At 71.8% G+C, this 16,912-nt stretch carries 11 protein-coding genes; 4 read left to right on the forward strand and 7 right to left on the reverse strand.

Features of this window, described 5'->3' with window-relative positions; genetic code table 11:
- Positions 1-7 precede the first annotated feature (7 nt).
- Positions 8-379 (reverse strand): hypothetical protein, encoded by a 372-nt coding sequence (locus tag EUA06_RS14440; RefSeq protein WP_129477003.1) that lies wholly within the window; start codon positions 377-379, stop codon positions 8-10.
- A gap of 168 nt (positions 380-547) precedes the next feature.
- Between EUA06_RS14440 and EUA06_RS14445 the strand changes: the two genes are divergently transcribed.
- The gene (locus EUA06_RS14445) at positions 548-799 is read left to right on the forward strand and encodes a WhiB family transcriptional regulator (RefSeq protein ID WP_056601527.1); all 252 of its coding nucleotides are present in this window, start codon (positions 548-550) and stop codon (positions 797-799) included.
- Positions 800-822: 23 nt separating this feature from the next.
- Here EUA06_RS14445 and EUA06_RS14450 read toward each other — a convergent pair whose 3' ends face one another.
- From EUA06_RS14450 to EUA06_RS14475, 6 genes are read right to left on the reverse strand one after another with little or no spacing between them, the layout of a single operon-like run.
- On the reverse strand, positions 823-2,292 hold the full coding sequence (locus EUA06_RS14450) for a sensor histidine kinase (RefSeq protein ID WP_129477005.1): 1,470 nt from the start codon (positions 2,290-2,292) through the stop codon (positions 823-825).
- A gap of 15 nt (positions 2,293-2,307) precedes the next feature.
- Positions 2,308-3,345 carry a LacI family DNA-binding transcriptional regulator gene (locus EUA06_RS14455; protein ID WP_129477007.1) on the reverse strand — a complete coding sequence of 346 codons (1,038 nt, stop codon included), beginning with the start codon at positions 3,343-3,345 and terminating at the stop codon, positions 2,308-2,310.
- Positions 3,346-3,392: 47 nt separating this feature from the next.
- Complete coding sequence (locus EUA06_RS14460; protein WP_129477009.1) at positions 3,393-5,270, reverse strand: ABC transporter ATP-binding protein; 1,878 nt, start codon at positions 5,268-5,270, stop codon at positions 3,393-3,395.
- A 2-nt stretch (positions 5,271-5,272) separates the two neighbouring features.
- A complete protein-coding gene (locus tag EUA06_RS14465) occupies positions 5,273-6,199 on the reverse strand; it encodes an ABC transporter permease (protein WP_207208358.1) in 927 nt (308 codons plus the stop codon).
- The gene (locus tag EUA06_RS14470; RefSeq protein ID WP_129477011.1) at positions 6,196-7,185 is read right to left on the reverse strand and encodes an ABC transporter permease; all 990 of its coding nucleotides are present in this window, start codon (positions 7,183-7,185) and stop codon (positions 6,196-6,198) included. The genes EUA06_RS14465 and EUA06_RS14470 overlap by 4 nt, the downstream gene beginning before the upstream one ends.
- 11 nt (positions 7,186-7,196) lie before the next feature.
- Positions 7,197-8,861 carry an ABC transporter substrate-binding protein gene (locus EUA06_RS14475; RefSeq protein WP_129477013.1) on the reverse strand — a complete coding sequence of 555 codons (1,665 nt, stop codon included), beginning with the start codon at positions 8,859-8,861 and terminating at the stop codon, positions 7,197-7,199.
- Between the two features lie 199 nt (positions 8,862-9,060).
- Between EUA06_RS14475 and EUA06_RS14480 the strand changes: the two genes are divergently transcribed.
- The 3 genes from EUA06_RS14480 to EUA06_RS14490 are packed head-to-tail and all read left to right on the forward strand — an operon-like array spanning position 9,061 to position 16,906.
- Positions 9,061-12,339: a GH36-type glycosyl hydrolase domain-containing protein gene (locus EUA06_RS14480; RefSeq protein WP_129477014.1), complete on the forward strand. Its 3,279-nt coding sequence runs from the start codon at positions 9,061-9,063 to the stop codon at positions 12,337-12,339.
- Positions 12,339-14,525 carry a glycoside hydrolase family 3 N-terminal domain-containing protein gene (locus tag EUA06_RS14485; RefSeq protein ID WP_129477016.1) on the forward strand — a complete coding sequence of 729 codons (2,187 nt, stop codon included), beginning with the start codon at positions 12,339-12,341 and terminating at the stop codon, positions 14,523-14,525. Before EUA06_RS14480 ends, EUA06_RS14485 begins: the two co-directional genes overlap by 1 nt.
- On the forward strand, positions 14,522-16,906 hold the full coding sequence (locus tag EUA06_RS14490) for a beta-galactosidase (RefSeq protein WP_129477017.1): 2,385 nt from the start codon (positions 14,522-14,524) through the stop codon (positions 16,904-16,906). Before EUA06_RS14485 ends, EUA06_RS14490 begins: the two co-directional genes overlap by 4 nt.
- Positions 16,907-16,912 lie beyond the last annotated feature (6 nt).

Here is a 16,912-nt window from a genome sequence, read left to right on the forward strand (position 1 = left end):
CGGCGGACTAGACGTCCTCGAGGACCTGCGTGGTGGCGGGGTGCAGCAGCCCGGCGATCACGACCAGGGCGACGAGCGCGAGCGACACCGGGAGCACGATGGTCGAGACGTCCCGGAAGTTCCACGCGAGGCCCAGCACGATCAGCTGGGCCATCACCACGGGGCTGCGCGCCCAGCGGCGTACACGCCACAGCGCCCACGCGCACCACGCGAGCGCGGCGGCCGCGCCAAGGAAGAAGGCGGAGGTCGTGACACCCATCGTCAGCCTCCCGGAGTTGAGGTTGACGACCTCCAGGAGGCCCAGCCCGACGAGCACGACTGCCTCGACCGCGGTGAGCGACGCGGCCACGACGAGGGGCGGCGGTGGGGTAACAGGCACCGCCCAACAGTAGTTGTGACGGACACGACCTGTGTGGGGGGTTGTGTGAACGTTCAAAGGTTGCGAGTCTTGTCGCTGCGCCCCTCGCTCTGCTGAGGCGCGCCCGGGCACGCTGAACGTCCGACAACAGCACCATTGCCTGTGACAGAAAGAGGGATTTCCCCACTCATGGATTGGCGCAGCCGCTCTGCATGCCTCGACGAGGACCCTGAGCTGTTCTTCCCGATCGGCAACACCGGTCCCGCGATCCTCCAGATCGAGGAGGCGAAGCAGGTGTGCCGTCGCTGTGAGGTGCGCGAGCAGTGCCTTGCCTGGGCCCTCGAGGCCGGGCAGGACCACGGAGTGTGGGGTGGCCTCAGCGAGGACGAGCGTCGCGCGCTGAAGCGCCGCAACGCCCGCGCCCGGATCCGCACGGCCTGATCCGCGAGTCTGCATCGGGCCGCTCAGTCGACCGGCAGGTCCGCCTGCACCCGCGTGCCCCGGGTGCCGGGGCCGATCTCGAGCACGCCGCCGAGCTCTGACTCGACGAGCGTGCGCACGATCGACAGCCCGAGCTGGGTCGAGGCGTCGAGGTCGAAATCCTCGGGCAGTCCGCGCCCGTCGTCCTCGACGACCACGTGCAGTCGCCCGACGATCCGTCGCGCAGTGATCACCACGCGACCGCCGGTGCGCTCGGGCTGGTCGGCGTAGCCGTGCTCGACGGCGTTCTGCAGCACCTCGGTGAGCACCATCGCCAGGGGCGTCGCCGCCTCGGAGGGCAGCTTGCCGAAGGACCCCTCGCGCACCACGCGGACCGGCACCTCGACCCCGCTGACGTCGACGACCATCGCGCCGAGCCGGTCGGCGATCTCGTCGAAGTCGACGGTCTCCTCCACCGCGTGGCTGAGCGTCTCGTGCACGATCGCGATCGACCCCACCCGGCGCACCGCCTCCTCGAGGGCCGCCTTGGCGTCCTCGGCCTGCGTACGCCGGGCCTGCAGGCGCAGCAGCGCGGCGACCGTCTGGAGGTTGTTCTTCACCCGGTGGTGGATCTCGCGGATCGTGACGTCCTTGGTGACCAGCTCGCGGTCGCGGCTGCGCAGCTCGGTGACGTCACGCACCAGCAGCAGCGCACCGCTGGGGTCGCCCTGCGGACGCAGCGGGATGCTGCGCACGATCAGGGTCACCTCGTCGGTGCCGACCTCGGTCGCGCGGCCGTCACGGCCGCCCAGGACGGCACTGAGCGTCTCCTCGTCGGGACGCCTCCGCGCCGGCACCAGCTCGCGGGTCAGGTCGGTCAGCACCAGCCCGGCGAGGTCGCCCTGGAGCCCGAGCCGGCGGTAGGCGGATAGGCCGTTGGGGCTGGCGTAGACGACCCGGCCGGCGGGGTCGAGCCGCACGAACCCGTCCCCCACCCGCGGTGAGTCGGCGTGGTCGCTGCGCTGCCCCGGCAGCGGGAAGTGCCCCGACGCGATCATCTGGGTCAGCTCGGCGGCGGTCTGGAGATAGCTCAGCTCGAGCCGGCTGGGAGTGCGTACGCCGAGCAGGTTGGTGTTGCGGGCGATCAGGGCGATCACGCGACCTGCCCGCCGCACGGGGATGACCTCGACCCGCACCGGCACGTCGTCGCGCCACTCGGGGTCGCCCTCGCGCACCAGCCGGCCGGTCCCGTGCGCCTCGTCGAGCATCCGGCGGCGCCCGGTGGGGATGAAGGTGCCGAGCACGTCGTCGACGAGCGCGGTCGGGCCGGTCGTCGGGCGCATCTGGCCGCCGGCCCAGTAGCCCTTGCCCTCGCGGTCGGGCAGCCACAGCACGAGGTCGGCGAAGGAGAGGTCGGCCAGGATCTGCCAGTCGGCCATGAGCAGCTGGAGCCACGCCACGTCGTCCTCGACGAGCTCGGTGTGGGCTCGCACGAGCTCGTGGAGGGAGGGCATTTGGCCAGCCTAGGGCTAGTTCGGGGTGGTGCTCGGCGCCCGCCTCGGGCACCCGCACGACCCGCGGACGACCAGCCGTGTCGGCAGCACCTGCGGGTGCACGTCGTGCGTGCGGCCCTCGATCCGCTCGTGGAGGCGGATGGCCGCCCAGCGCCCCACGGAGTACGTCGGTTGCAGCACCGTCGTCAGCCCGGGCGCCACGTAGCGCGAGGTCATGATGTCGTCGAAGCCGACGACGGCCAGGTCGTCGGGCACCTTCACGCCCCGGTCCGCGAGGATCGCCATCACCGCGACGGCGAGCTCGTCGTTGGCGCAGACGATGGCGTCGGCGGGCTCCGACATGCCGAGGAGCGCGTCGACGACCGCGGGGGCACTCCCCTCGACCAGCGGCACGAGCAGCGGGAGCGATGCCTCGACGGCCTGCTTCGAGCGCGCGAGTGCAGCCCGGAATCCGGTGTAGCGCTCGGTGACGTCGTGGGAGCCGGCCGGGTCGCCCACGAACACCAACCGTCGCCGACCGTGCTTGAGCAGGTGGTCGGTGAGCTCCTGGGCGGCGTGCAGGTTCTCCACCAGCACCGCGTCGCACCCGTCGACGGGCTCGCGCGCCAGCAGCACCGTCGGCGTGGACTTGCAGACCTGCCGGACGAAGGAGTCCGAGACGGTGTCGTTGGCGAGGACCAGTCCGTCGACGCGCGGCAGCACCTGGCGTACGGACTCCTCGAGGTCGACCGACGGGTGCGCGAGCCGGAGCACGACCGACTGGCCGTAGCGGGCGGCCGCCGCCTCGAACCCGATCAGCAGCTCCGAGTAGTAGGGACCCACCACGCCGGGGAGGACCAGACCGTGGGTCTGGTGGCGCGGCACCTCGACCTGGCGGGCCGCTCGCAGCGGGATGTAGTCGAGCTCCTGCACGGCCTGGAGGACCTTGCGGCGCGTCACGGGGGACGTCGGCGCGGTGCCGCGCAGCACCCGGGAGACCGTCGCGATCGAGACGCCGGCGCGGTCCGCCACGGTGTAGATCGTGACCGGGCGGTCCGCAGCGTCTGAGCTCACGGGCACAGCCTCGCAGAGCCGATCCAGCGGATCCCGGCAGATCGTGCCTAGAACGGGTTGGGAACTGCGTCCAGGAGCGTGCGCGTGTAGTCGTCCTGCGGGTCGCGGATCACCTGCAGCGCCGGTCCCTGCTCGACCACGCGCCCCTCGTTGAGCACGATCACGTCGTCGGCGAGCATCCGCGCACTGAGCAGGTCGTGGGTGATGTAGAGGATGCCGACGTCGTGGTCCTGCACCAGGTCGTTGAGCAGCTCGAGGATCTCCGCGCGGATCGAGACGTCGAGGCTCGAGATCGGCTCGTCGGCCACGATGACCTCGGGCAGCACGGCGAGCGCCCGCGCGATCACGACGCGTTGCCGCTGGCCGCCGGAGAGCTCGTAGGCGTAGCGATTGACGAACCGGTCGGCCGGGGTGAGGGCGACCGTCCCCAGCAGCTCCTCGACGTGCGCGCGGAGGGCGTCGCCCTTGAGGCCTTGGTAGTTGATCAGCGGCCGCTCGAGGATCTGGCCGAGGCGCTTGGTCGGGTTGAGCGCCGAGTAGGGATCCTGGAAGACCATCTGGACGTGGCTGCGGTAGTTGCGCAGTGCGCGGCCCCGGTAGGACGAGACCTCCTGGTCACCGTCGGGTGCGTGGAAGACGATGCGTCCCTCCGTCGGGCTGTCGATGCCGGTGATCATCCGCGCGAGCGTCGACTTGCCGCTGCCGCTCTGGCCGACGAGCGCGGTCACGGCGCCCTTGCGGAGCACGAAACTGGTGTCGGCGACCGCGACAGTGCGATCGACCTTGAGCCCGCGTCGCTTCTCGAACACCTTGGTCACGTTGTCGACGGTGAGCACGATGTCGCGCTCGCGGGCCTGCGCCGACTCGTCGGCCGTCTTGACGAACTCGGGGCCGACGAAGCGCCGGGTGCGCTCGGGCAGCTCGACGCCGTCCGCGCCGCCGAGCCGGTGCAGGGCAGCGACGTGGCAGGCGACCTCGCCCGACTCGATGGGGAGCAGCTCGGGGTAGTCGGTCAGGCAGCGGTCGATCTTCTCCGGGCAGCGCGGCGCGAAGCTGCAGCCCTCGGACACCAGGCTGAGGTCCGGCGGCCGGCCCGGGATGTAGGTGATCCGCACCGTCTCGGCGCGCGGGTCGCCGTAGGAGCCCAGCAGCCCCTTCGTGTACGGGTGCAGCGGCTCGCGCAGCAGCTCCTGGGCCGTCTGCGACTCCACGATCCGCCCGGCGTACATCACCAGGATGCGGTCGGAGAGGTCGAGGACGGTCCCGATGTCGTGGCTGATGAAGAGGACCGCGAAGCCCTTCTCCTCCTGCAGCTTCCGCACGTTCTGCAGGATCGAGTGCTGCACCACGACGTCGAGGCCCGTGGTGGGCTCGTCGAGCAGGACCAGCTTGGGGTCGAGCGCCAGCGCCAGTGCGAGGTTGACGCGCTGCTTCATGCCGCCGGAGAGCTCGTGCGGGAACGCCGTGATGAACCGGTGGTCGATGAAGACCATGTCGAAGAGCTCGCGCACGCGCGCGGAGACGTCGTCACCGCGCAGGTCGGAGTGCTGCTCGATCGCGTCGCGGAACTGCGGCTCGATCCGGACCACCGGGTTGAGCGAGTTCATGCTGCTCTGGAAGACCGTGGACAGGTCGCGCCACCGGATCTCGCGCAGCTCGTCCTGGTCGAGGTGGGTGATGTCGGTGCCGTCGAAGGTGATGGTGCCGTTGCTGATCCGACCGGGCTTCTCCAGCAGCCGCAGGAGCGCGGTGGCGAGAGTGGTCTTGCCGGACCCCGACTCGCCGATCAGGCCGACGAACTCCCCCGGCTTGATGTCGAAGCTGACGTCCTGCACGGCGGTCATCGAGCGACTCGCCTTCGGCTCGTAGCGCACCTCGAGGTTGCGGACCTCCAGCAGCGCGGTGCCCTCGGTGGGTCTGGCCATGGTCAGTCCTCCCTGAGGTGGGGGTTGCTCAGCAGGTCGACGCCGAAGTTGATGAGGCTCATGGCGGTGATGAGGATCGCGAGCGCGAGGCCCGGGGCGAAGATCCAGGTGAGCAGGCCCTGCTGGATCGCGCCCTGCGCGTCGGCCTGGTAGAGCATCGTGCCCCAGGAGACGGAGCGGGTGTCGCCCAGGCCGAGGACGGCGAGGCCGGCCTCCGCACCCACGGCGCCGGTGGCCGCGCCGACGAAGCCCGCGACCACGAGCGAGCTCATGTTGGGCATGATCTCGGAGAAGATGATCCGGGCCGAGCCCTCGCCGGAGAACTTGGCGGACGTGACGAAGTCGCGGTTGCGCAGCGTGATGATCTGCGCCCGCTTCGAGCGGGCGGCACCGGCCCACGACGTCAGGGCGATGATGCCGACGATCAGCCACACGCCGCGGGTGTCGGAGTAGGCAACCAACGTGATGATGAGCGGCAGTGCCGGGATCACCAGTGCGACGTTGGTGACGAAGCTCAGCACGTCGTCGACGATCGTGCCCTCGGTGTAGCCGGACACCATCCCGACGACGAGGGCGATCGCCGTGGCGAGCGCACCACCGAACAGCCCGACCAGGAGCGAGACCCGGCTGCCGTAGATCAGCTGCGAGGCGATGTCGCGGCCGTTGGTGTTGGTGCCGAGCCAGTGCTCCCCCGACGGCTGGAGCAGTGGGGTGAAGCCGCCGTCCAGCGGGTCGTGGGGAGCGATCAGCGGCGCGAAGACCGCCATCAGGACGTAGAGGGCCAGGACGACGAGGCCGACACGCGCCTTCTTGCTCGACCACACCACCTGCCACCAGCGGTCGGGGGTCGTCGAGCCCCCGACCTGTTCCAAGGACTGCGCCTGGCCGGGATCGCCCTCTGCCATGAAGTCGTTCGGCGTGGTGGTCATCCCTCAGCCCTCCGAGCCCTCGGGTCGAGCACGCCGTAGAGCAGGTCGGCGACCAGGTTGGCGATCAGGACGCCGGTGGTGGTCAGCAGCATCAGCGTCTGCAGCAGCGGGTAGTCCTTGTTCTGCACGGCCTCCCCCATCAGCCGGCCGAGGCCGGGGTAGTCGAAGACCGTCTCGACGAGGATCGTGCCGCCGAGCACGCTGCCGAGGGCGAGCGCGAAGCCGGTGACGCTCGGCAGCAGCGCGTTGCGGGCGGCGTACCTGAGGGCCACGGTGCGGTCGGGCAGTCCCTTGGCCTTGGCGAGCCGGATGTAGTCCTCGCCCAGGTTCATGATCATCGTGTTGCGCATCCCCAGGATCCAGCCGATCGGCGTCACGATGAGCAGCGCGACCGCCGGCAACGTCGAGTGCGAGAGCACCTCCTCGACGAAGAACATGTTCAGTCCCGGGATCGAGGCGGAGTAGCCGCCCGACGTCGGGAACCAGCCGAGCGTGTAGCCGAAGACGTAGAGCAGCACCAGTGCGATCCAGAACGGCTGCAGCGTGCCGAGGAAGGTCGACCCCAGCGTGATCACCGTGTCGAGCTTGCTGTTGCGTCGCCAGGCGGCGTACGCCCCGAGCACGATGCCGACGACGAACGAGATCACCTGCGTCACGAGGACGAGCCCGACGGTCCACCAGATCGCCTGCCCGATGACCTCGGCCACCGAGAACGGGTAGTAGGTGTAGGACACCCCGAAGTCCCCGCGCAGCAGGTCGGCCAGGTAGGCCCAGTACTGGGTCCACAGCGACCCGTCCGGCGCGCCCAGCATCGAGCGCATCGCCTCGACCTGGGCCGCGTCGAGCTGGCTGTCCTTGCCCTGGAGCCTGCGGACCATCAGCTCGGCGGGATCGCCCGGCTGCAGCCGCGGGATGAGGAAGTTCAGGGTGACGACGGCCCACAGGGTGCCGACGAAGAACCCGATCTTCCGGAGGAAGTACCGCACCGGCCCCCGCCTCAGCTCGGAGGCGTCAGGTTCGTCATCACCAGGAGCCGGTCGTCCGCACCGCTGGCGTAGGCGTTGTCCTCGGTGGGCCAGCCCTCCGCGTTCTCCGTGCGGTAGATCGTGCGCGAGGGGGCGTAGATCAGCGCGGTGACCGGGAACTCGGTCATCATCACGTCGACGAGCTCCCCGAGGTACGGCTTCTGCTCCTCGCGGTCGGTCGCCCCCGAGAGTCCCTGGATCGCCTCGTCGGTCGCCGGGTCGGAGTAGCGCCCGACGTTGGGGAAGATGTCCTGCTCGGTCGGGAACTGCTTGCTGTTGAGCTTGGACCCGAGGTTGCGGGCCAGCTCGCAGCCACCGTGCAAGTACTCCAGGACGGCGTTGAAGTCGCCCGTCTTCTTCTGCTCGTCCACCGACTCCGGCGCGGAGGCCGTCACCTTGGTGTCGACCCCGAGGTCGTTGAGGTTGTCGGCGATGACCTCGGCGATGGCCTCGTAGTCGATGAAGCCAGCCTGCACGGAGAAGTCGACGGACAGCGGGCTGCCGTCGGGCATCGTGCGCTTGCCGTCCGCACCCTCCTCGTAGCCGGCGGCGTCGAGCATCTCGGCCGCCTTGTCAGGGTCGTAGGGCAGCACGGTGTCCGCGCCCGCGTACTGCTCGGGGAGCAGGTCCTCCATGGCCGGGAGCTTGAGCCCGGTCTGGCTGGCCGGCGCCATGATCCCGTAGATGCCCTTGTCCGACATCGACTCCTTGTCCATGCCGTAGGAGATCGCCTCGCGGAACTTCGGGTCGTTCCACGGCTCCTGGGTCAGGTTGCCGGTCAGCACGGTCGTGCCGGCAGGTGAGTAGAAGTAGTGGTTGTTCTTCGGGTCCTTCTCGACGAGGGTCTTCTCCGGGTTGGGGATGTCGCCGTAGTAGGCGTCGATCTCGCCGTTCTCGAGCTTGAGCGCCGCCTGCGAGGAGTCGAAGATGCCCTCCTGGACGATCTTCTCGACCTTGATCTTCTCGGCCTGCCAGTAGTCGTCGCGCCGGGCGAGCGTGAGCCGGCGGCCGTTGTAGCTCGCGACCTCGAACGGGCCCGTGCCGACCGGCTCCTTGTCGACGTACGTCGTCGGGTCCTCGACCTGGGAGTAGACGTGCTCGGGGAGGATCTTGGTCGAGATGATGCCGTCGTACTTGGCGGCGGCGTTGCCCTCGAACTCGATGACGACCTGGTTGCCGTCGGCCGTGACGGACTTCGCCGGCGCGCCGAAGGTGTCGTTCCAGAGCCCGGCCTTGTCCATGCCGGGGAAGTCCTTCTGCAGGTTCATCGTGAAGGCGACGTCCTCGGCGGTGAAGTCCTCGCCGTCGCTCCACGTCACGCCCTCGCGGATGTCCAGGGTCAGCTTGTCGCCGCCGTCCCACGTCGCGCCCGTCGCCAGCCAGGGCGTCTCCTCGCACGTGAGGTTGTTGCGCACGATCAGCGGCTCGTAGAGCCACACGGCCGTGAGCGGCGTCGGCGAGTACGGGTTGTAGTTGCCGAGCCCGCCGACGGTCGCGTCGACCTCTGCGGGGAAGGTCAGCTGGGCGATCATGCCGTCGGCTGCCTCGCCCTCCTGGTCCTGCGCGCTGCCGGCGCAGCCGGTGGCGACGAGGCTCAGGGCGAGTCCGCCGACGAGCAACGAGGTGGTGTGGGACATACGCCGTGAGATGCGCAAGGGAGAGCCTCCTGTGGGCGAGCTAGGAGCCCAACGTGACCGTGGCCACAACCGCCCGTCAACCGCCCGGAGGCATGTAAGTACTTACATGACAGCCGCCACGCTCAACCGTTTTCTTACATCTACTTTCACGACGCCACGGGCCTGACTGGGGTGCCCACGGCTGATAGGGATGATCCCCATGCGGACCATCCAGCGGCCCGGCACCCGTCCACGCCACCGGCTCGAGACCCCGTCGGGAATGCACGTCGAGGCCAACGCCGATGGGGCTCTCGCCCGCTTCGGGGCGGGCGACCTCAGCCTCCTCCTCAACCCGGCGACGAGCATCGAGGCGGGCGCGGCCAACGTGCACCTGCGTGTCCTCGGCAAGGGGGGTGAGGTCGTCCATCGCACTCCCCTGCTCGGCCACGAGTCCCCGAGCTTCGTCGCGGTCGCCGACCGCGCCCTCGTGGCCGGTGGCACCTGGGCCGGGCTCGACTACGCCCTCGCCCTCACCCTCGGCGAGGACGACCTGACCTGGTCGTGGGACCTCGAGGTCGTCAACCGCGGCACGTCGCCCGTCCGGGTCGATGCCGTGCTGACCCTCGACCCGGCGCTGGCCCCGGAGGGTGCGGTCGCCAACAACCAGTACTACGTCAGCCAGTACCTCGACGTGACCCCGGTCGGGACGCCGGACCACGGCGTCGCGCTCGCCGTGCGGCAGAACATGCCCGGCGAGCGGGTGCCGTGGGTCGTCGTCGCGTCCTCCGGCCGCGGAGTGGGCTGGGCGACCGACGCGCACCAGCTCGTCTCCCGCAACACGACGGGGACCGAGTGGTCCGGCCTCGACCGCGACCTCCCGTCCGAGCGGCTCCAGCACGAGCACACGCTGGTCGCCCTGCAGGACGGGCCGGCCGACCTCGAGCCGGGCGGCAACCACCGCACCGGGTTCGTCGGCCGCGTGGTGGAGGACCACCCCGAGGCGACCGGCCCCGACGACGTGCACCATGTCGACACGGCCCTGGCACACGTACGAACGAGCACGCCCGACGCCTTCCTCGCCGACGTCGTCGACGAGCACCCCGTTGCCGGTCCGGCGTCCGCGCTGGCGACCGCACTCGTGCTGCCGTGCGTCCCCCTGACCGACACGGACCTCGCGCTGCTCGACCTCACCGCCGAACCGGGCTCGTCCGAGCACGACGCCGACGGGGTCGCGACGACCTGGCGCACGGCGCAGGGCGAGGTCGTCACCGCCGCGCGCGAGCTGTCCGTCCTCCGCCCGCACGGCCAGGTCCTGCGCACCGGCGACACGCTCGTCCCCGACGCCGGCAGCCTCACGACGACCGTCTGGATGGGCGGCACCTTCCACTCGCAGGTGACCGCGGGCCACGTCGGCCGCGACACGATGCTCACCGGCCGCCGCAGCTATCTCGGGCTGTTCCGGGGGCAGGGCGTACGGGTGCTGGTGCGCACCGTCGACGACACCGGCTGGGAGCTGCTCGACCTCCCCAGCGCCTGGTGCAACGGGCTCGACGCCTGCCACTGGTGGTACGCCACCACCGACGGCCGCCTCGTCGAGGTGGTCTCCCGAGCGCCGGCCGAGCGGCACGAGCTCAGCCTGGACGTGCGCGTGGTGCGTGGTCCGGCGACCCGCCTGCTCGTCACGCTCGACACCGGCAACGAAGGCGGGGAGACACCCGACCTCGACCTCGGCTGGTCCGGCGAGGTGGCGGCCGAGCGCGACGAGGACTGGCTCGTGCTCGACGTGGCCGCGACCGACGCCTGGCGCCTGACCCTGCGCTCGTCCGGCCCGACCGCCGCGCCCGACGGCGCCGGCGAGGAGTTCTGGCCCGAGGTCACCGGCTCCCTGCGGCTCGACCTGGCCGGCGACTCGGCCGAGGCCGGCGAGGTCGCGGCGATCACCGACGCCGTGCCGTGGTTCGCCCACGACGCCCTCATCCACTACCTCGCGCCCCGCGGCCTCGAGCAGTACTCCGGCGGCGGCTGGGGCACCCGAGACGTCTGCCAGGGCCCGGTCGGTCTCCTCACCGCGCTGGACCGGCACGACGAGGTGCACGACGTCCTGCTGCGGGTGATGCGCGCGCAGAACGCCCGCGGCGACTGGCCGCAGGCGTTCGAGTTCATGCCGCCGACCGCCGAGCACGGCCAGCAGGACTCGCACGGCGACGTCGTCTACTGGCCCGTCCTCGCGGCCGGCGAGCACCTGCTCGCCACCGGCGACCCCGCGATCCTCGCCGAGGAGGTGCCGTTCGTCGGCGACGACGGCGCCACCGAGCCCGCAACCATCGAGGAGCACCTGCGTCGGGCCGTGCGCCGGATCGAGGAGATGGCGGTGCCCGGCACCCCGCTCCCGGCCTACGGGCACGGCGACTGGAACGACTCCCTGCAACCCGCCGACCCCGACCTTGCACGCCGGATGGCGTCGACCTGGACCGCGGTCCTGCAGGTGCAGGCGCTCGACGCGCTCGTCGGCGGCCTCCGCGCCGTCGGCGCGGCGGCCGATCTCGCGGACGACGCCGAGGCGCTCGCTGCGCGGACGCGCGAGTCGATCGCGAGCGACATGGTGGTGGACGGTGTGATGCCCGGCTACCTGCTCTACGACCGGGCCGAGGCCGGCAGCGCGGCCACCCCCCTCGTCCATCCCGACGACACCCGCACTGGGCTGACCTACGGCATCCTCCCGTGGATCCACGCGATCACGTCCGACGTGCTCGACCCTGACGCCGCGCAGGCTCACCTGCGCCTCGTCGAGCACCACCTGCTCGGACCCGACGGTGCGCGGCTCTTCGACCGCCCGGTCGCCTACAGCGGCGGTCCGATGACGACGTTCCAGCGGGCCGAGGCGAGCACGTTCTGGGGCCGCGAGATCGGCCTGATGTACGTCCACGCGCACCTCAGGTACGCCGAGGCGCTGGCGCGTGTCGGCGACGGCGCGGGACTGCTGCGGGCCCTCTCCCTCGCCAGCCCCTGGGGCCTGACCGACCGGGTGCCGCAGGCGCGGCCCCGCCAGCGCAGTTGCTACTACTCCTCGTCCGACGGGGTCTTCGCCGACCGCGCCGACGCCTCCGAGCGCTACGCCGACCTGATGGCCGGCAACGTGCCGCTCGAGGGCGGCTGGCGGGTCTACTCCTCCGGGCCCGGCCTGGCGCTGCGGCTCGTGGTCGAGCGGCTGCTGGGCCTGCGCCGGCGCGGCGACCTCGTCGAGGTCGACCCCGTGCTCCCGCCCGGCGCGGACGGGCTGACCGCGACCGTGCGGCTCGCCGGCCGCACTGCCCGGGTGACCTACGTCGTGGGGCCGGAGGGAGTCGGCGTACGTCGGGTGACGGGCGAGCACGGCGACCTCGCCCTCACCGACCTGGCCAGTGCGAACCCGCACCGGCGTCCGGGCGCAGCGGTGCGCACCGACGACCTGCGTGCGGCGATCGATGCCTGCCCGACGATCCGAGTGGAGACCTTCTGATGACCACCACCCATGGGCCCGACACCCGCACCTGGCTCGATCCGGCCCTCGACACCGAGGCGCGGGTCGACGCGCTGCTGGCCGAGATGACCCTCGACGACAAGGTCGGCCAGCTGCACCAGGTCGCCAACATCAACCCGGGCGAGGACGCCGACGACCTGCGGGCAGGTCGGATCGGTTCGAGCCTCTACGCGTCAGGAGCGACTGCCGGCAACGAGCGCGACGAGGGCGTCCTGGCGGGAGTCATCGACGAGATCCAGGAGCTCGCCGTCGGCGGCAGTCGGCTCGGCATCCCGGTGCTCTTCGGGCGCGACGTGATCCACGGCCACCGATCGGTCGCGCCGATCCCGCTCGGGCTCGCGGCGTCGTTCGACCCCGAGCTGGTGCGACAGGCCGCCGAGACGGCCGCCCGCGAGGCGGTCGTCGACGGCATCGCGTGGACCTTCTCCCCCATGCTCGACATCTCCGAGGAGCCGCGGTGGGGCCGCGTGGCGGAGTCCTTCGGCGAGGCGCCCGTGCTGGCGTCCCGGCTCGCGGCCGCCGCGACCCAGGGCTTCCAGGGCGACGACCCGTCGCAGCCCGACCGGCTGGGCGCCTGCGCCAAGCACTTCGTCGGCTACGGCCTCTCGGCCGGCGGCCGTGACTACGACACGGTGTCGGTCGGCGAGAACACCCTGCGCAACCTGCACCTGCGCCCGTTCCGGGCCGCCGTCGAGTCCGGCGTGCTCAGCGTGATGGCCGCCTTCAACGACGTCGACGGCACTCCCATGCACGCCCACCAGCACCTGCTGCGCGACGTGCTCAAGGGCGAGTGGGGCTTCGACGGCGTCGTCGTCGCCGACTGGAACGGCATCGGCCAGATCGTCTTCGCCGGCGTCGCCGAGGACGACCGCGAGGCCGCCCGCCTCGCGATCGAGGCCGGCGTCGACCTCGACATGGTCAGCGGCGCCTACCTCGCCCACCTCGGCGACCTGGTCCGCGACGGCGAGGTCGACGAGGCGCTGGTGGACGACGCCTGCCGCCGCGTGCTCCGGATGAAGTTCCGCCTCGGCCTCTTCGACGGCGCCGCCGGACCGGACAGCCGCCCGGTGGGCAACGCACCGACCCCGGAGAGCCGGGCGCTGGCCCGCCGGGCGGGCGTCGCGTCGCACGTCCTCGTGAAGAACGACGGCGCCCTCCCGCTCGCGGACGACGCGTCCGTGCTCCTCACCGGCGGCTTCGTGCACGAGGGCGACGTGCTGCTCGGGACCTGGGTGCTGGATGGTCGCGCCGAGGAGGTCGTCACCCCGGCCGCCGGCCTGACCGAGCGCCTCGGCGACCGGGTGACCGTCGACGACGGCCGCTTCCCCGACCGCACCCTCCAGCTCGCACGGACCTCGGACGTCACCGTCGCGCTCGTCGGCGAGCACCCCAACCGCTCCGGCGAGGCCAACTCCGTCTCCGACCTGCGGCTGCCGCCGGGCCAGCTCGACCATCTGCGGATGCTCGCCGGACTGCGCAAGCCGCTCGTCGTGGTCGTCTACACCGGCCGTCCGCTCGACCTCACCGAGGTGCTCGACCTCGCCGACACGGTCATCGTGGCCTGGCACCCGGGCATCGAGGCCGGCTCCGCGCTGGCCGACGTGCTGAGCGGTGACGCGTCGCCGCACGGTCGGCTCCCGATGACGTTCCCCCTGTCGACCGGACACATCCCGACCAGCACCCACCAGCGGCCGACGGGACGGCTGATCCGCGCCGACGTCGACCACCGGGAGGGGCGCTACGTCGACGCACTGACGTACCCCCGCCTGCCGTTCGGGCACGGCCTCACCTACTCGACCGTGGACTACGGCGCACCCCGGGTCTCCGACGGCGAGCTCGGGCTCGAGTCGGCGACCACCCTGACGGTCACCGTCACCAACACCGGCGACCGCGCGTGCCGCGAGGTCGTCCAGGCCTACTTCCGCGACCCCGTCGCGCAGGTCACCCGGCCCCTGGTGGAGCTGCTCGACTGGAGGCTCGTCGACCTCGAGCCCGGCCAGAGCGAGGACGTCACCTTCGAGGTCTCCGCCACCGCGTTCTCCTACTTCGGGACCGCCCTGACCGAGCGCGTCGACGAGGGCGAGGTGCTGCTGCTGACCGGTCCCGACGCGGCGACCCTCCAGCAGGTCTCGCTGCGCGTGACGGCTGCGGAGGTGCGCCCGTGATCGAGGTCCGCGACAAGCAGATCGTCATCGACGGCGAGCCCCGTCTGGTGATGGCCGGCGAGGTCCACTACTTCCGCGTCGCCCGCGACGAGTGGGAGCAGCGTCTCGACCTGGTCGTCGAGGCCGGCTGCACGGCCGTGGCGTCGTACATCCCCTGGCTCTTCCACGAGCTCCCCGACGGCTCGATCGACGTCACCGGGGCCACGCGGCCCGAGCGCGACGTGGCGGCCTTCGTCGACCTGTGCGCCGAGCGCGGGCTGTGGTTCATCGCCCGCCCCGGGCCGTTCGTGATGGCCGAGCTGAAGAACGAGGGCATCCCCTACCGCGTCTACGACGAGCACCCGGAGGTCGTGCCGGTCGGCTGGGACGGGCGCGAGGCGCCGTCGCGGACGGTCGACTACCTGGCGCCGGCGTTCCTCGCCGAGACCGCGCGGTGGTACGACGCGATCCTTCCGGTGCTCGCGCCGCGGCTCCAGCCGCGCGGCGGCAACATCATCGGCGTCCAGCTCGACAACGAGGTGGGGATGCTCGCCTGGGTCACCAACAGCCCCGACCTGACCGACCACCTCCTCGCCGACCTCGGCCGCTGGGTGACCGAGCACCGCGGCACGGACCACTACCCGGTCGGACCCGACGACGCCGGCTGGGCCGACCTGGTCCGCTCCCCCGACGAGTCGGTCGCCGGCCGGCTGCGCGTCGACCTCGGGCTGTTCATGCGCGAGCGCTTCGCGGCGTACGTCGTCGCGCTGCGCGAGCTGTGCGAGGCGCGGGACGTGCGCGACGTGCCGTTCCTGGTCAACATCCACGGCACCGAGAGCGGCAGCGGCGCACCGTTCCCGATCGGCATCAGCCAGCTCGTGTCCACCTACTCCGGAGTCCCGGGGATGGTGTCGGGCTCCGACCACTACCTCGGCGCCGCGACCTCGGACACGCTCACCGACGTCTATGTGATGAACGCCTTCATGGACGCGGTCCACGACGAGCACCAGCCGCTCACGTCGCTGGAGTTCGAGGCGGGGACGGGCGACTACAGCGGCGGCATCGAGAGCCAGCACGACCCGTCCACGGTCGAGCTCAAGACTCGCCTGTGCGTCGCCCAGGGCAACCGGCTCGTCAACTACTACCTGCTCGCCGGCGGCATCAACCCGCCGCTCGAGGAGGCCGTGGGCGACGGCAACGACCGCCTCAGCTTCACCGGTGAGCGGCACGGCACCGCCGCGCCGATCGGGCCGGAGGGCCAGCGCGGCTTCGCGTACGACGCCACCGCCCGCACGGCCCGGGCGATGACCGCCCAGCAGGAGTGGCTGTCGCGGATGACCGAGGAGCACGACGACGTCGCGCTCGGCCTCGTCCTCGACGCGTACGCCACCGAGTACCACCACCCGGACTCGGACCTGATGACCGAGGTCGTCGACGACCTGGCCGGCCACCGGGGCGCCGGGCAGCGCCGCTTCCTGCCGCGCTCGCTGCTCCTGGCGGGTTTCCGCTTCGGCGCCGTGCACCTCGAGGAGCGCGACCCCGCGCCGGGATCGGTGCTGGCGCTCGCGACGGGGCGGTTCCTGTCCGCCGAGGTGCAGCAGCGGGTGCTCGACCACGTCCGCGCCGGCGGCGGCCTGCTCCTCCTCGGCCGGCTGCCCGAGCGCGACCTCGAGGGCGAGCCCTGCACGGTCCTCGCGGACGGCCTCGGCGTGCGCGGCGGCGGGTTCGTCCACGACAACCAGCACTTCTTCCCCTCCGTCGTCCGCCACGGGTGGGCCGCGCCGGGCCCGGAGGTCCGCGTCGGCTGGCGCCAGGAGATCGACGCACCGGACGGCGAGGTCGTGCTGACCGACGTCGACGGGGCCGTGTGCGGCGTCTCGGTGACGGCCGGGTCCGGCCGGGCCGTCCTGCTGACGGCGGGCCTGCCGTCCGACCCGACGCTGGTCGAGCGCGCGATGGCCCACCTCGGCACACGGGCCGCGGTCTACGTCGACGCCCCGTGGCCCGGCGTGCTGGCCACCACGACGGCCACCGCCGACGGCCAGCGAGCCGTCCACCTGATCAACCACTCGGCCGTCGACATGGACGTGACCCTCACGATCGACGGCGTCGACCTGCCCGACGGCGGCGCCCTGCGGCTGCCGGGGCGCAGCGGGCACGTGCTACCGCTCGGGCTCGACGTCGCCGGCCGCCGGGTGCTCTGGGCGAGCGCCGAGGTGACGGACCACTCCCCCGACCACCTCGACCTCGCGCCGGGGCTCGACCGGGAGGGCCGCACGACCGTGCTGCTGGCTGCCGGGACGCCCGTCGCCGAGCACCCGTCGTACGCCGTGGACGAGGGTCCGGGCGGCCGCGTGCGCGTGACCGGCGGGCCGGGAGCGCTGTCGCTCAGGTTCGGTTAGGGGGTC

The sequence above is a fragment of the Nocardioides glacieisoli genome (assembly GCF_004137245.1).
GTDB lineage: Bacteria > Actinomycetota > Actinomycetes > Propionibacteriales > Nocardioidaceae > Nocardioides > Nocardioides glacieisoli.

Bases quoted from the DNA above. Each gene is read 5' to 3' on its own strand.
- EUA06_RS14480 (WP_129477014.1), top strand. From the start codon at position 9,061: ATGCGGACCATCCAGCGGCCCGGCACCCGTCCACGCCACCGGCTCGAG.
- EUA06_RS14445 (WP_056601527.1), top strand. From the start codon at position 548: ATGGATTGGCGCAGCCGCTCTGCATGCCTCGACGAGGACCCTGAGCTG.
- EUA06_RS14450 (WP_129477005.1), bottom strand. From the start codon at position 2,292: ATGCCCTCCCTCCACGAGCTCGTGCGAGCCCACACCGAGCTCGTCGAG.
- EUA06_RS14475 (WP_129477013.1), bottom strand. From the start codon at position 8,861: ATGTCCCACACCACCTCGTTGCTCGTCGGCGGACTCGCCCTGAGCCTC.
- EUA06_RS14460 (WP_129477009.1), bottom strand. From the start codon at position 5,270: ATGGCCAGACCCACCGAGGGCACCGCGCTGCTGGAGGTCCGCAACCTC.
- EUA06_RS14465 (WP_207208358.1), bottom strand. From the start codon at position 6,199: ATGACCACCACGCCGAACGACTTCATGGCAGAGGGCGATCCCGGCCAG.
- EUA06_RS14485 (WP_129477016.1), top strand. From the start codon at position 12,339: ATGACCACCACCCATGGGCCCGACACCCGCACCTGGCTCGATCCGGCC.